This is a genomic window from Kordia antarctica, from assembly GCF_009901525.1.
GTDB lineage: Bacteria > Bacteroidota > Bacteroidia > Flavobacteriales > Flavobacteriaceae > Kordia > Kordia antarctica.
On record NZ_CP019288.1, the window covers coordinates 1,628,679 to 1,642,409 of the forward strand.

A 13,731-nucleotide genomic window follows, 5' to 3' on the forward strand; every position below is an offset into this window, starting at 1 on the left:
TTTTTATATTAATTTGACATTCTCTGTAAATAGTAATCATACGTAGCAAATTGTGAACGTACTTTTATCAATTGATTTTCTCGATACGCATTATCTTGGTTACTAGAAAACACACGGGCTTTCACATTATCGCTCCAACCTATACTAAATGTATCCAACAATTCACTTTTAATATCTTCATCATATATTGGACATGAAACTTCAACTCTATGATCAATGTTACGCGTCATCCAATCGGCTGAAGAAATGTATACTTTTGGATTACCATTATTCCCAAAGATAAACATTCTTGGGTGTTCTAAAAATTTGTCTACAATACTGATGGCTTCTATATTTTCGCTCATACCTTCAATTCCTGGAATCAAACAACAAATTCCGCGTATTATCAACTGAATTTTCACACCTGCTCTGCTTGCATCGTACAGTTTGTCAATAATTTTATAGTCAGATAAACTATTCACTTTAATTTTGATATACGCTTCTTTTCCATCTTTCGCATTTTTTATTTCTGCGCTGATGAGTTTGTAAAACATATTCCGTGTGTAATGTGGCGAAACAATTAGATGCTTGTATTTGGCAACTTTGTAATTGGTTTCAAAGAATTCAAATACTTTCGCTATTTCTTTTAAGATATCTTGATCTGCTGTAAATAGTGTATAATCTGTGTAAATTTTTGCTGTAGATTCGTTTACGTTTCCAGTACTTACAAATCCGTAACGAACAATTTTATTATTTTCTAAACGCTCTACTACGCACGTTTTACTATGCACTTTTAATCCAGGAACTCCAAAGATGAGATTGATTCCTTCACTTTGTAATTGTTCTGCGTATTTGATGTTTGCGGCTTCGTCAAATCGTGCTTGTAACTCAATTTGAACCGTTACTTTTTTACCATTTTTTACTGCATTGATTAAGGAACTTGCTACGTGCGAAACTTTCGCCAAACGATAAATTGTTATTTTTATGTCGGTTACTTTCGGATCTAATGCCGCTTCACGCAAGAAGCGTACAACATATGAAAATGTATGATATGGCGCATATTGTAAGTAATCTTTTTGTGCTATTTTTTCAAAAATACTTCCTTCCATGCTCAATCCTTTGATTGGCAATGGCGGATATGATTTGTACAATAAATCTTGGCGACCTAAACTCGGGAAAGACATATAATCTCTACGATTGTGATAACGTCCACCAGGAATTAAACTGTCAATATCATCAATTCCCATTTTTTCTATTAAATACTCAAACGTATCTTTTTCGATGGTTTTATCATATACAAAACGTACAGGTTCACCACTTTTTCTACCTTTTACACTGGTTGAAATTTTTTGGATGAAACTTTTTGATAAGTCATTGTCGATATCCAATTCAGCATCACGCGTAATTTTAATCATGTGTGCAGACAGACTTTCGTAGTCGAAAATATTGAATATATTCCCTAAAGAATCGCGAATTAAATCATCTAAAATGATAAGATATTGCTTATCGCCTTCGCTTGGCAATACAATAAAACGATCAATAGATTTTGGAATTTCAATCAAAGCATATTTTATTTTCTTGACACGCGGTTTGAAGAATCGAGATACTTTTTTGGTGTTTTTTACTTGTTCCTTCATCACCATGCGAATTGCCAAATATGCAGCTTTGTCCTTCAAACCTGGCATTTCGTCAATATCGTCCAAGATCATAGTTACCAGGGCTGGACTTACATTTTCAATAAAATACTTTTCAATGTATGCGCTTTGACTTGGTGATGCTTTTTTCTCATTGATAATAAAGATGTTTTCTTTTTCCAAAGCACTTTGTACTTCATTCAGAATACGCAAACTTTCTGTTTGCTGCTTGATTACAATTTTTGTGATTTCTTCTAATAAATCTTTTGCTTTTTCGCCTCCTAAAACGCTTCTTCCGCCTTTTCCTGCTTGCGCGATTCTTTTCACAGTAGCATATCGAACTTTAAAAAATTCATCTAAATTATTTGAAAAAATACCAATAAAACGTAATCTTTCAATTAACGGAACCGTTTTGTCGGCTGCTTCTTGCAATACACGCCCGTTGAATTGTAACCAACTGATTTCTCTGTTGATGTATTTATTTTTTGCCTGCTGCATTATTTTAAGTCTTTTGGGAACACTTTTAAAATGGTTGAACCGTCATTGATCGTTTTCCACGAATCTGTTTCAAATTGTATCACAACTGCGCCACTTGTCGGTACATTGTCAAATAGTTTACTTCCGTACGTATTTACAACTGCTGTAATGGCATGATTGTGTCCAAATACCATTAAAGTATCAACAGCATCATCACAAGATTTTATGGTTTCTACCAATCCTGAACCGCCAAAATCATACATACTTTCTTTAATAACTACTTTTTCAAAAGGATAGTTGAGACAACGCGTAAAAATTGCACAGGTATGTAACGCTCTGTTTGCGATGCTAGAATAAATAACATCTGGCGTGTTTATTTTGTCGGCAATATGGTTTGCCACCAAATGTGCATCTTTGATTCCGCGGAGTTTTAGCGTACGATCTTTATCATCCACAGGATATTCCCAAGATGATTTTGCATGTCGAACAATGAGTAACGTTTTCATTTTTTATAGGTTTAAATTACGGCGCCAAACGCTCAATTTTCCATGAATAATCTGTTTGCAATTGGTAGCGCATTCTATCGTGTAATCGATTGGCTCTTCCTTGCCAAAATTCTATTTCTTGCGGTTTTACAATATATCCGCCCCAATTTTCAGGGCGCAAAATTTCTTTGCCTTCGTATTCGTTTTCTAGCTTTTTTAGTTTTTGTTCTATAAATGCTCTTGACGGAATTACGCTACTTTGGTTTGAAACCAATGCGCCTAATTGACTTCCGCGTGGACGCGATTCAAAATAACCATCAGATAGATTTTCGGCTATTTTTTCAACCTTTCCTTTGATGATGATTTGTCGTTCCATTGCTGGCCAGAAAAACGAAATACAAACATTTGGATTTTCTGCTATTGCCAATCCTTTTTCGCTTGTATAATTTGAATAAAAGATGAATCCTTCAAATGTGTACTTTTTTAATAATACGACTCTACTTTTAGGAAAGCCATCAAAACCAAGTGTACTAATTGTCATTGCGTTGACTTCTGCAACCATTTCAGATTTTTCTACTTCGTAAAACCATTTTTGAAACATTTCAATCGGATTTTCTAAGCAGTTTTCTTCTAGCAATTCACTTTTTTCATATGATTTTCTGTAATCACTTAAATCTTGTTTCATTCGTTTGCATTAACTCGCTTTTCCAGCATTTTATAGTGCATGCAATTTACAGATTTTCATTCGTTTATTGAAGTAAAACGAATGTCTTTTACGGGAAGTTTTAGTAAAGTTGTTAAAAGTTGAAAAACAAAAAAAGGGACAACCGAAGTTATCCCTTTTTCTATTCTGAAGTTATGCTTCTTTATTTGATCTCACATTGGTCAATACATCCGGTTTTATGATCTTCAGTAAATAATCCACCTTTAATTTTTGTGATTTCAAAATTAGAAACTACTTTTTTGTTTAATGTTAAGTTTTTGAATTCTCTTTTTTTCATGATATTAGAATTTTATAATGCCTACGTTTTTATAGGTTTTCGGCAACACCTTTCAATCAATTGATGTACCCAAAGTATCACGATTTTTATGTGAAAAAAAACATGTTTAACGTAAATTAGATGATTTAAGGTAGTATTCACTTTTAATTGAAAACTACTGATTTCACAAACCTTTGCAGCGTTATTTATACTAATTAGCGTGAGTTCGACATAAGTTTACTCAAATAAAATTTTGAACATATTTTTAAAATAAGTACTATGTATTTGATTTTCATTTTGTTATTTTCGTTTTCTTTGCTCGCACAAAGAATACTGAATCAAGTTCAGCACAGGCGTCAACAAAAGAAAGTGCGATTTTAGTTCGTGTGATTTCTATTTTATATTTTGGAACTCATGAATCTTCGATTTCCAGAGGTATTTTTAGTTTTTCTTTTTGAAAAAAACTAAAACCGCATGAATTTTTCTAAATTTCCTCCAAGGATTCGAAAATTCTTAATGAAAAACCCCTGCTATACTGCGGAAAAGACAAAAAAAACATTCTGAAGTTTTATATCGAACTCAGGCTAATTATTATTCACAATTTGACATAAAAAAAGGAGCGATAATCGCTCCTTTTGATATTATTTTTGTTCGTATTAGTAACATTGTTGATTTCCACATCTACTGTACAATGCGGTTTGCGTACATGTTGGTGTGCATGAATAGTGTTGTCCACCTTTCACTTCGTTTACGTCTAAAGTTGATACTTTCTTCTTGTTTAATGCTAATTTTAAAGTTCTTGATTTTTTCATGGTTATAAGTTAACTAATGCCTACAATTTATAAAGGCTTTCGGCTTTTCCTTTTCAATTTTTTAGGTAAAACTGATAATGTAAGTTATAAAATAAACATGAGTGTAAGAAAATATAGTTCCTCAAATTAAGTAATTTAAGGCACTAATATTAAGATGCTTGACATTTATTTTATTGCATAACAAACACCATTTCTATCTGGTGCTTCTGACATAGGAGGAGATACTGGATCTGTTCCGCCTTTTATTTCTGAGGTAAACATATCGGTTATTTTTGCGATATCAATTTTAGTTAATTGTAATTTTTTGATTTGATTTTTTTTCATGATTGTAAAGTTTTATTGATTAATTAATTTCTGAAAGCTATCGAATATGATTAATTAATTTAGTGTCAGCAACCTTAAATCAGCTAATTTAAGGCATGAAAATTATTAATACAAGTAATGTTAAGCATTGTGTTTATTGTGTTTGGCCAATTCTTTTATATAATAAGAAGGATAAATACCCGTAGCTTTTTTGAAGTGTTTGGTAAATGATTCTGGACTCTTGTAACCAACTTCAAATGCAATATGTTTAATTGCATATTTACGAAATTGAGTATCAGTTTTCAATCGATCTATTGTATAATTTATTCGTAATCCGTTGAGGTATTGGTAAAAAGTTTTTTCCTTATATTGTTTTATTATTTGCGTTAGATAGGTTGTATTTGTTTTTGCCTTTTTTGCCATATTTGCCAACGAGCAAGAAGATTCTAAAAAATATCCTTGTGCTTCAATTTTCTCTAATCGTTTTAAAACTTGTGTTACTTTTTCATCTTTTATGATAATTTCTTTTGGTTTTTGAATGGTTTCATTTGCTTTTGCATCCTGCTTTTGAATGAGTTTTTCAAAAATTTCTTTATTCTTTTTTGCCTCACTTCTGTAATGAAATAATAAGTATAACAAAGTCAAACAAAGCAATCCAATGATTATTGAAATTCCTTTGTATCTGAATAATGTTCGCTCATTTGTAACCAAAACTGTTTTGATGAATTTATTGTTGATATTTAATTCGCTATCGTGTAGTGCTTTTGCGATTTCATTATTTTCTTTATTTTTAATTCTGTTCAGTACATTTCGCTTGGTTTCATAAAAACTTGATTTCTCATAATTTTCAGAAGCTAAATGACATTTAGACAATAAGTCGTACATGTCTTCTAAATAAATTGGATTAAACCCTTTACTGTCTAGTTTTTCAGCTTGATTAATGATCGAAGTTACCTCATCAAAATATCCAATAGCCGTTTCATATTGTTGCAATTTGTAATAACATCTTCCAATATTAAAGAGTGTTTCAGACAAACGTTCATCATTTTTTATAGCTTCTATATATATTCTAGCGGAATCTAAATATTGTAATCCTTTTGAGTATTCATTTTTTAGATAATATGCAACGCCAAAATCGTGATGAAAAAAACTCTCGCCAGTTTTGTCATTAATTGATTTACTGATTTTATATCCTTTTTCAGTGTAATATATAGCAGAATCTGGTTGATGTAGTTTTAAATACGTTCCGCCCATTCCCATCAAAATTCTAGCTACATTACTTTCTTTTATATCTATATGTTGTGTTTGTTTATAGGCAACTTTGTACATTTCTAATGCTTGTTCAAATCGTTCAGCATTGCGCATGAGTTTCGCCATATTTATAGAAGACAAAATCAACTCTTTTTTAGTGTTTTTAGCGGATGCATCTTCATACACTTTTGTGTAGTAAGTCATTGCAATGTCACTCTTATCAGCTAATGCATACACATTTCCTATTCGCAAGAGGAATAAATTTTTTAATGGTAAATCTTTGATATCCTTTATCAAATTTACGCCACTTACGAGTGTATCTAGTGCATTATTGAATTCCCCTTTTTTAGTTAGTAAAACGCCTTTTTGCAAGTATAATTCTGCTTTTAAAAGCATATTATCAGTTCTTGTAGCTTTTATTAATAATGTGTCAATATCAATTTCTGCTTTGTGCAAATCTTCATCTATAATATTATAGATTCTTGATAAACGTTTTGAATCTTCATCAGAAATAGTTTTCAGTGTTTCTTGTTTTTCACATTTCCACAAACAAAAAAGCATAGCAATTCCAATAGTAATTCTCAGAATTCTATACATATTCGTACTTGACATCATATTTGTTTTAATTAATTAATTAAACTCAAACACTTTTCCGTCGTCTGCTAATACTACATTTTCAAATACGGTTTCGGCTTCTTCCTTAAATTCGTTGAAACCGTCATAACGTGTTGAAAAATGACCGAGTATTAACTGACCAACGTTTGCTTCTTTGGCAATCATTGCTGCCTGTTTTGCGGTTGTATGCTTGGTTTTAGTAGCTAATTGATCATGTTTGTCAAGGAACGTAGCTTCGTGATATAAAACATCTACGTATTTGATTTGATCAATTATTTGAGGGAAATATACTGTATCGCTACAAAAAGCGTATCCTTTCGGCTTTGGAGGATCAAAAGTAAGTTTTTCATTTGATATGATTTCGCCAGAATCGAGCGTAATATCTTTACCTTTCTTTATATTTTGATAGTAACATTTTTCAATTTCGAAATTGAGAACTGCATTGATGTTTAGTTTGCGCTCTTTTTCTTTTTCTTTGAATAAAAAACCATTCGTATACACACGATGATCTAACGGAATTGTTGTCACCGTAACTTTTTCATCTTCAAAAACAAGCTCTGATTCTTTACTTTCTAATTCGTGAAAACAAAGCGTATAACTCGTCCAAGATTTTGTGAGTTTTAATTGTAATAAGGTTAATTCTTTGAGTCCTTTTGGACCGTAAATATGCAAATCCGTATTTCTTCCCAACAACATAAACGTGGAGATCAATCCTATGAGTCCGTAGAAATGATCTCCATGTAAATGTGAGATGAATATATGTTTGATTCGCGCAAATTTGACTTTGCTTCTTCGAAGTTGCACTTGTGTTCCTTCACCACAATCTATGAGAAAAATATGGTTTCTAATTTCTAGAATTTGCGCTGTCGGATTTGTATGTTTTGTTGGTGTTGCTGCGTAACAGCCCAATATGGTTAATTTCATTTAGTTTTATTAATCGTTGAAAGCTAGAAACCTAAATCGCGTTCTATTTCTTCCATTTCAATAATATCAAAAGCTTCTTGAAGTGTTGGCACTGTCATGATGGCTTCTGGTAAATCATCGGTATTAATTTTATTAGTTACAATGACGAACGAACGTTTTGCTGCTCGATGTATTTTGGAAAGTTGTAAAAATTCTACCAAATCACTTTTAGTCAATTTACCAAATGAAAACAGGTTTACAATGATGTTATCATTCTGCATTTCCTTGTAACGCGCATTAATTTTTTTCACAAGTTCCACGGTGTCAACAGATTCTTGTGTTATGATTAAAATATTTTCTTGTTTGTCTAAAATCATAGGTTAAAAGTTTAGAGGGTTTTTAGGTAGTTTTTTTAAGTTCTATCTACAATTTACAAAATTTCCTTGATAGTAGTGTTGTTAAAATAGGTTTAACGCTATTTTAATATACTGAACGCATCTTGACATTTTCTATTTCCTAAAAAATGGCAAAAATGTATGTTACTGTTTTATTTTAGAAGCTAATAAATAAATAACTGCCATACGAACTGCAACTCCATTTTCAACCTGATTTAGAATGATAGATTGTTTGGAATCAGCAACGTCGCTTGTAATTTCCACACCTCTATTTATTGGGCCGGGATGCATGATTACAATTTCTTTGTCAAGCGAATCTAATAAGGTTTTTGTAACTCCGTATTGCTGAGCGTATTCTCGCGTAGACGGAAAATAACTAATGTCCATACGTTCGTTTTGCACGCGAAGCATGTTTGCTACATCGCACCATTCTAGTGCTTTTCGCAAATCAGTTTCTACTTTGACACCTAAACTTTCAATGTATTTTGGCAATAATGTTTTTGGTCCGCACACTTTCACATTTGCGCCTTGTAATTTGAGTGCAAATATGTTTGATAAGGCAACTCTACTATGTAAAATATCGCCCACAATTACCACATTTTTTCCAGCAACATCGCCAAGTCGTTCACGAATAGAATACGAATCTAACAATGCTTGTGTTGGATGTTCGTGTGCGCCATCGCCAGCATTTATGATACTTGCGCTTACATTTTTGGATAGAAATACGCCAGCGCCAGGATTTGGATGTCGCATGACAATCATATCTACTTTCATAGATAGAATATTATTTACCGTATCAATTAAAGTTTCTCCTTTTTTCACAGACGATTGCGAAGCAGAAAAGTTAATGACATCTGCGGACAATCGTTTTTCTGCCAATTCAAACGAAAGTTTTGTACGTGTACTGTTTTCAAAAAATAGATTGGCAATTGTGATATCTCGTAAAGATGGTACTTTTTTTATAGGACGATTGATCACTTCTTTAAACTGATCTGCCGTTTCAAAAATGAGTTGTATATCTTCTTCTTTGAGATATTTTATTCCTAGTAAGTGATTGACACTCAGTTCGCTCATTTCTAATTGTCTTTTTCTTGGTTTATAAGATATATCATGTCTTCGCCGTCATTTTCCAACCAATTCACTTTTACTTTCTCCTTGTTGATTGCGTCTACTTGTCGTCCACGATAATTTGGCTGAATTGGTAAATGTCTGCTAAAACGTCTGTCTATTAATACTAATAATTCTATTTCGTCTGGTCTTCCAAAGGATTGAATTGCAGTTAATGCGGCGCGAATACTTCTTCCTGTATATAAAACATCGTCGATGAAAACAACTTTTTTATTTTCTACGACAAAGTCGATATTCGTTTTATTTGCTTCAAGTATTTTTTCGCTTCGGCGGAAATCGTCTCGGTAAAAAGTGATGTCGAGATAGCCTAATTCTATGTTTTTTACTTCATATTCATCACGTAAAATACTGGTTAAGCGTTCCGCTAGATAAATTCCTCTAGGTTGAATTCCTATCAATACGGTATTTGAAAAATCAAGATGTTTTTCGATAAGCTGACATGCCAATCGATGAAGAATAATTCCGATCTCTTTTGAGTTCAATAAGATTTTTTGACTCATAGTTAACTCCAAATAGTGTTTGGAATACAAAAGTACAGATTTTTTGAACAGTATTTCAAACTTACAATACTATTTTTGTAGCTTATAGTATTCTATTGCTTTTTGTTTGAGTGGATTTACACTCCATTCTGACCATTCATTTGTATACGGATTGTATCCACATTTTAGTGGTTTTGAATACTCATCTTCGGGGTTTTCGGTATATGCTCTACAATCGGTACAAACGTATCTGAATTCACAATCTTTACAAATATCAATTTGATCTTTGGTAATATTCCAATATTTTTTGAAGTCTTTTTGGTGTAACGCTTCTTGTAACGTTGTATTTTCAATGTTTCCAAAACTTTGCGGCATTGATGGACAGTTTTTGATATTGCCGTTTGCATCTATTGAGATTTTGCGGTTTAAGCAGGAATTATGTTTTTGTGATTCTGTGAACAAAGGTAAATTGACTGTGAAAAAATCTTTATGAATTATACCGCAATGTGTCTGTGAATTGATATTTTGTTTTGTAAAAAATAAAAAAGCCTGGTCATTAATTTCACTAGGAATAACTTCATCTTTTTCTGCGCTATGAACAATCAATCTCAGTAATCGAGAATGATAATCTACAAAATTTATAAGCGTATCCTTTTCTAAGAACTTACTGTATTTTATATAACATTCTACACCAATTATTGAAGAGCATGATTTTTCTAAGAATTGTAAAATTTCTTCTAAGTAATCCATATTTACTAAGTCATAAAATCGTAATTGCAACGAATTGCAACTAAAATTATTGAGTTCTTGTAAAAATTTAAACAAGTCATATGTACTTATTGCATCTATATCTGCAATTGCGTTGGTAACTTGATCAGGAGATTCCCATTCCATAGATAATTTTGGAAACCATTGTGGTTCTTCTGCTAAAAAAACAAATTCATTGGCAATCAAAAAAGCAATATATTCATCAACAGTATCATAATCTTCTTCTTTGTAAAATGTCTTAATTTCTGCAACACTTTTCCCGTTATGAGTTGTTAGAATTTCATATAAAGTATTCGGAATAAGTTTTATACGATTTCGTTGAAGATCGCAAATGGTAGCGCGCGAATGCCCTTTTACAGGAACACAATTTTCAAATCTTACTAATTTCATATCGGAAGAAGTATTTTTGAAATTGGTTTCCAATGTGCAGTTGTCATAGCTTCTCTTTTTGTGTTATGTATTTCAGTTGTACATCTTTGTAACAGAGTTCCTTCTTTTACAAAAGATTCACTCTGAATAGCTAATTGATGACTGGCAGGAAATTTTGTTTTTTTCATTATAATTGTATTAAATATTCAACAACTTTTCTTTCTAAATTATAATTGCAGTTAAAACTTAAATCCGAAAATTGACCAATAGGGTTTACTTCCAAAAAAATAAATTCACCTTTTTCGCTTATCATAAAATCTAATGAACCTGTATTTAATCCTATTGCATTCATTAAATTACACACTTTTTCGTCCATTGATTTCGAGAGTTTAAAAGGAACTTCTCTATTAGGATTTTCGTTGTTGTAATTTCTATAATCATCTTTTGTCATAGCGTCTGACTGAGAAAATATAGCTTTAGAAAATGTTTTCCCTCCAAGAAAAAAGGTTCTGATTTCATACTTTTTTTCAATTTTCTCTTGAAAAAGTGAGATTGAAATTTCATTATCTTCTAAAACATTTTCATCGAGATTAAACGTCAAATAATTTATTTTTTGATTATCAGAAGACACGTTATTCATTGGAACTAGAAGCTTGGTAATAACCGAAGTATTTCCAAAGTAAGCGCGCACTTTTTTTAAATCATCTGTTACAATCGTTTTTGGAATATTGAAACCTATTCTTTTAGCAATATGTAATACTTCTAATTTATTTACATTTACTTTGAACGGACTGCCTACATATCTTATATTTGTAAGCGCTAAATAATTCAAAAAAACTTCAATAGTGACTTTTGTTCCTATATGAAACTGCTTCAGTACTTCACTATCAGTATTGGATTGATAATCATATTTTAACTTTAATCTTCCGCGTCTGAACCAAATACTTTTAATTTCCTTAAAACTAATATTATAGTTATTAAAAGATAGTAAAGGATTATCAAAGCCTGTGCTAAAATCAGCGGAAACTACTTGGTCAATAGTAAGTACTGTAGCTTCTTTTTTGTAGTGTGCAAACCATTTTAAAGCTTCATTAGTAGGTTGGTCTAGCTTTTCGGATATAATTAGATGCATTAGCGAACTATTTCATAATATAGTTTGTATTCTTTGTGTGACTCTTTTTCTTCTTTGATTCTTATAGAGTTTTCATCCCGACCGAGTTTAATAAGGAGATTTTTTGCTTGTGCTAAAAGTTTTCTACGAGTCTCAATATCATCAATAGAACTAGAAAGTTCAAAATACAATTTCGAGGAATCATTCGAGCTAACTTGCACTTTTGCAATATTAGTAAATTCCAATTGAGTCAAATCTGATTTCTCATTGATAATACCTGTTAATTCATATTCTAGAAATCGAAATGGAATAGTTTTTTTCCGTTTTGTATAATACTCCATGTCTTCAATATGATATTTTTTTGAAAAACCAATCATTTTTTCAACACTGTTCCAATATTCTTTTCCTTTGGTAGCACTTTCGTATGCCATGATGGTATATTTCATATATTCCTTTTCAGGAAAATGCCCTATCAAAATACCTAAATTTGAACTATTCGGGTTTCTTTTTAAATATTCAACACCAATCCATTCTCCTGTACTATCAATAATGCTTGTAAACTCTAAAAGATTTAAAGAATCTGTCTTTTTTGCTATAGAATCCCAATAAAATTTTTGCTGTTTTAGTTCTTCAGAAAAATTTGTTCCGGGAGAAAAATCTAAATCTTTATCTTGTATAAATGCACTAAATTCTTCCCTAACCGATTGATCATTATTAAAAATATTGCCTAATTTATCAGTTAGTTGATGAGAACCTTTCGTGCAAATTTCGGGATACTCAAAATCACATAAACTTCTTCCTAACCGATACAATTTCTCTTTACCATCAATGGTTTTTAGAGTTTCAAAAATAGCGATTAGTTGTTCACAATCTTCTGCACCATTTAGTACAGATACTATTTGCATATCATTCTGATACTCTTGATAGCTTGCTATTTGAAGCGTTTCGGCTTCTTTTTCTTTTTTACAAGCAGTTAGAAATAGTATAAATACCAAGACATTTAAAAGTTTTTTCATTTATTTATTTTTAAACTAGATCTTTCAATATGTTTTAGAAAGACCTAGTTTGTTCATTTATTTTTGAAATCTACCAAGAATCGTAAAATGAGACTTGAGTTAATAAATCGGTTGTCATCATTGATGAACCTACGTATGCATAATCCCCATCATTACAAGCATCTGTGTAAAAATCAGTTTGAGTATCTACTTGAGACCAAGCAGGTTTAGTTTTACAAGTTGATGAACTTGATGAAGCAGTACCACCAAACATACGGTTTTTTTGAGCATCATTGATTTCTACGTCTTTGAACTTCTCTAAACTTAATTTTTCCATAATTTATAAATAATTAAAATTTTTCCTACTCTATTAAAAGCTTTTCGGTTTCCGCTTCATTGATTGCAATCAAATATTTTGAATTTCTTAGATGATTAATCTAAAAAACGAATGATTCAATTATTGCAACTAAGGTTTAGGGAGATGTTTAGCTGTTGTATAGTATTTATATGTATTTAAAAAAGAATACCAACTACACAAATTAAAGAAATAGATTACACATATACAAGTAATCTTCATAAGCGTAGTAAATATTGTATAAGCGTCAAGAATTCATGAAATGTTAGTACAATTCGTATATATAAATCATCCAAAAATAGAAAAAAATCATTAGACGACAAAATTGTCTGGTTCATTTTCAATCAATACCATTATTTTCCAAAAAATATAGTAGCGATAATTATGGAAGAAGTTGATGTAGAGCAATTCATTAAAAATATAGGAAAACAAATTCGAAACTTAAGAAAGGATAGAAATATGACTCAGCTTGATTTAGGTATAGAATCAGGGATGGACGAAAGTGCAGTACAAAGAATTGAAACTGGACGCACAAGTCCAACTATTAAAACTTTATATAAGATTATGATAGGTTTAGAAATTAAATTCACAGAATTATTTGAATTCCCTCCCGAAGAAGAAAAAAAAGAAGAATAAAATATACCCACAAAAAAAGCCGTTTCAAATTGAAACGGCTTTCTTATATCTGATAA

The 13,731-nt window shown here is 31.3% G+C and carries 17 protein-coding genes; 1 reads left to right on the forward strand and 16 read right to left on the reverse strand.

Annotated features, from left to right (window positions below; all coding sequences use genetic code 11):
* Nucleotides 1-8: 8 nt before the first annotated feature.
* The 16 genes from ppk1 to IMCC3317_RS06640 form a co-directional block, all read right to left on the reverse strand.
* On the reverse strand, nt 9-2,111 hold the full coding sequence (ppk1, locus tag IMCC3317_RS06570) for a polyphosphate kinase 1 (protein ID WP_160128736.1): 2,103 nt from the start codon (nt 2,109-2,111) through the stop codon (nt 9-11).
* A complete protein-coding gene (locus IMCC3317_RS06575) occupies nt 2,111-2,596 on the reverse strand; it encodes a SixA phosphatase family protein (RefSeq protein WP_160128737.1) in 486 nt (161 codons plus the stop codon). The genes ppk1 and IMCC3317_RS06575 overlap by 1 nt, the downstream gene beginning before the upstream one ends.
* A gap of 16 nt (nt 2,597-2,612) precedes the next feature.
* The gene (gene pdxH, locus IMCC3317_RS06580) at nt 2,613-3,260 is read right to left on the reverse strand and encodes a pyridoxamine 5'-phosphate oxidase (protein WP_160128738.1); all 648 of its coding nucleotides are present in this window, start codon (nt 3,258-3,260) and stop codon (nt 2,613-2,615) included.
* A gap of 181 nt (nt 3,261-3,441) precedes the next feature.
* The gene (locus IMCC3317_RS23775; RefSeq protein WP_262887082.1) at nt 3,442-3,576 is read right to left on the reverse strand and encodes a hypothetical protein; all 135 of its coding nucleotides are present in this window, start codon (nt 3,574-3,576) and stop codon (nt 3,442-3,444) included.
* A 635-nt stretch (nt 3,577-4,211) separates the two neighbouring features.
* A complete protein-coding gene (locus IMCC3317_RS06585; RefSeq protein WP_160128739.1) occupies nt 4,212-4,367 on the reverse strand; it encodes a hypothetical protein in 156 nt (51 codons plus the stop codon).
* A 165-nt stretch (nt 4,368-4,532) separates the two neighbouring features.
* Complete coding sequence (locus IMCC3317_RS06590; protein WP_160128740.1) at nt 4,533-4,691, reverse strand: hypothetical protein; 159 nt, start codon at nt 4,689-4,691, stop codon at nt 4,533-4,535.
* Between the two features lie 120 nt (nt 4,692-4,811).
* Nucleotides 4,812-6,533, reverse strand: a complete 1,722-nt coding sequence (locus IMCC3317_RS06595; RefSeq protein WP_160128741.1) for an AraC family transcriptional regulator — start codon at nt 6,531-6,533, stop codon at nt 4,812-4,814.
* A gap of 18 nt (nt 6,534-6,551) precedes the next feature.
* Complete coding sequence (locus IMCC3317_RS06600; protein ID WP_160128742.1) at nt 6,552-7,460, reverse strand: ribonuclease Z; 909 nt, start codon at nt 7,458-7,460, stop codon at nt 6,552-6,554.
* Between the two features lie 23 nt (nt 7,461-7,483).
* The gene (locus IMCC3317_RS06605; protein ID WP_160128743.1) at nt 7,484-7,816 is read right to left on the reverse strand and encodes a ribonuclease Z; all 333 of its coding nucleotides are present in this window, start codon (nt 7,814-7,816) and stop codon (nt 7,484-7,486) included.
* Between the two features lie 162 nt (nt 7,817-7,978).
* Nucleotides 7,979-8,908, reverse strand: a complete 930-nt coding sequence (locus IMCC3317_RS06610) for an aspartate carbamoyltransferase catalytic subunit (RefSeq protein WP_160128744.1) — start codon at nt 8,906-8,908, stop codon at nt 7,979-7,981.
* Nucleotides 8,909-8,910: 2 nt separating this feature from the next.
* Nucleotides 8,911-9,462: a bifunctional pyr operon transcriptional regulator/uracil phosphoribosyltransferase PyrR gene (pyrR, locus tag IMCC3317_RS06615; RefSeq protein ID WP_160128745.1), complete on the reverse strand. Its 552-nt coding sequence runs from the start codon at nt 9,460-9,462 to the stop codon at nt 8,911-8,913.
* A gap of 69 nt (nt 9,463-9,531) precedes the next feature.
* Nucleotides 9,532-10,599, reverse strand: a complete 1,068-nt coding sequence (gwsS, locus tag IMCC3317_RS06620) for a grasp-with-spasm system SPASM domain peptide maturase (RefSeq protein WP_160128746.1) — start codon at nt 10,597-10,599, stop codon at nt 9,532-9,534.
* Entirely contained in the window at nt 10,596-10,766 is a 171-nt protein-coding gene (locus IMCC3317_RS06625) for a hypothetical protein (RefSeq protein WP_160128747.1), read from the reverse strand. Before IMCC3317_RS06625 ends, gwsS begins: the two co-directional genes overlap by 4 nt.
* Nucleotides 10,766-11,710, reverse strand: a complete 945-nt coding sequence (gwsG, locus tag IMCC3317_RS06630) for a grasp-with-spasm system ATP-grasp peptide maturase (RefSeq protein WP_160128748.1) — start codon at nt 11,708-11,710, stop codon at nt 10,766-10,768. The genes IMCC3317_RS06625 and gwsG overlap by 1 nt, the downstream gene beginning before the upstream one ends.
* Nucleotides 11,710-12,705: a hypothetical protein gene (locus IMCC3317_RS06635; RefSeq protein ID WP_160128749.1), complete on the reverse strand. Its 996-nt coding sequence runs from the start codon at nt 12,703-12,705 to the stop codon at nt 11,710-11,712. Before IMCC3317_RS06635 ends, gwsG begins: the two co-directional genes overlap by 1 nt.
* A 70-nt stretch (nt 12,706-12,775) precedes the next feature.
* Entirely contained in the window at nt 12,776-13,021 is a 246-nt protein-coding gene (locus IMCC3317_RS06640) for a hypothetical protein (protein WP_160128750.1), read from the reverse strand.
* A 402-nt stretch (nt 13,022-13,423) separates the two neighbouring features.
* On the opposite strand from IMCC3317_RS06640, the gene IMCC3317_RS06645 reads away from it, so the two are divergent.
* Nucleotides 13,424-13,675 carry a helix-turn-helix domain-containing protein gene (locus IMCC3317_RS06645; RefSeq protein WP_160128751.1) on the forward strand — a complete coding sequence of 84 codons (252 nt, stop codon included), beginning with the start codon at nt 13,424-13,426 and terminating at the stop codon, nt 13,673-13,675.
* Nucleotides 13,676-13,731: the final 56 nt, after the last annotated feature.

Excerpts from the sequence above, each read along its gene's own strand:
- IMCC3317_RS06595 (WP_160128741.1), bottom strand. The coding sequence starts at position 6,533 with ATGTCAAGTACGAATATGTATAGAATTCTGAGAATTACTATTGGAATT.
- gwsS (WP_160128746.1), bottom strand. The coding sequence starts at position 10,599 with ATGAAATTAGTAAGATTTGAAAATTGTGTTCCTGTAAAAGGGCATTCG.
- IMCC3317_RS06605 (WP_160128743.1), bottom strand. The coding sequence starts at position 7,816 with ATGATTTTAGACAAACAAGAAAATATTTTAATCATAACACAAGAATCT.
- IMCC3317_RS06600 (WP_160128742.1), bottom strand. The coding sequence starts at position 7,460 with ATGAAATTAACCATATTGGGCTGTTACGCAGCAACACCAACAAAACAT.
- IMCC3317_RS06585 (WP_160128739.1), bottom strand. The coding sequence starts at position 4,367 with ATGAAAAAATCAAGAACTTTAAAATTAGCATTAAACAAGAAGAAAGTA.
- ppk1 (WP_160128736.1), bottom strand. The coding sequence starts at position 2,111 with ATGCAGCAGGCAAAAAATAAATACATCAACAGAGAAATCAGTTGGTTA.
- gwsG (WP_160128748.1), bottom strand. The coding sequence starts at position 11,710 with ATGCATCTAATTATATCCGAAAAGCTAGACCAACCTACTAATGAAGCT.
- IMCC3317_RS06645 (WP_160128751.1), top strand. The coding sequence starts at position 13,424 with ATGGAAGAAGTTGATGTAGAGCAATTCATTAAAAATATAGGAAAACAA.
- IMCC3317_RS06575 (WP_160128737.1), bottom strand. The coding sequence starts at position 2,596 with ATGAAAACGTTACTCATTGTTCGACATGCAAAATCATCTTGGGAATAT.
- IMCC3317_RS06635 (WP_160128749.1), bottom strand. The coding sequence starts at position 12,705 with ATGAAAAAACTTTTAAATGTCTTGGTATTTATACTATTTCTAACTGCT.
- IMCC3317_RS06590 (WP_160128740.1), bottom strand. The coding sequence starts at position 4,691 with ATGAAAAAAAATCAAATCAAAAAATTACAATTAACTAAAATTGATATC.
- IMCC3317_RS06625 (WP_160128747.1), bottom strand. The coding sequence starts at position 10,766 with ATGAAAAAAACAAAATTTCCTGCCAGTCATCAATTAGCTATTCAGAGT.
- pyrR (WP_160128745.1), bottom strand. The coding sequence starts at position 9,462 with ATGAGTCAAAAAATCTTATTGAACTCAAAAGAGATCGGAATTATTCTT.
- IMCC3317_RS06640 (WP_160128750.1), bottom strand. The coding sequence starts at position 13,021 with ATGGAAAAATTAAGTTTAGAGAAGTTCAAAGACGTAGAAATCAATGAT.
- pdxH (WP_160128738.1), bottom strand. The coding sequence starts at position 3,260 with ATGAAACAAGATTTAAGTGATTACAGAAAATCATATGAAAAAAGTGAA.
- IMCC3317_RS23775 (WP_262887082.1), bottom strand. The coding sequence starts at position 3,576 with ATGAAAAAAAGAGAATTCAAAAACTTAACATTAAACAAAAAAGTAGTT.
- IMCC3317_RS06610 (WP_160128744.1), bottom strand. The coding sequence starts at position 8,908 with ATGAGCGAACTGAGTGTCAATCACTTACTAGGAATAAAATATCTCAAA.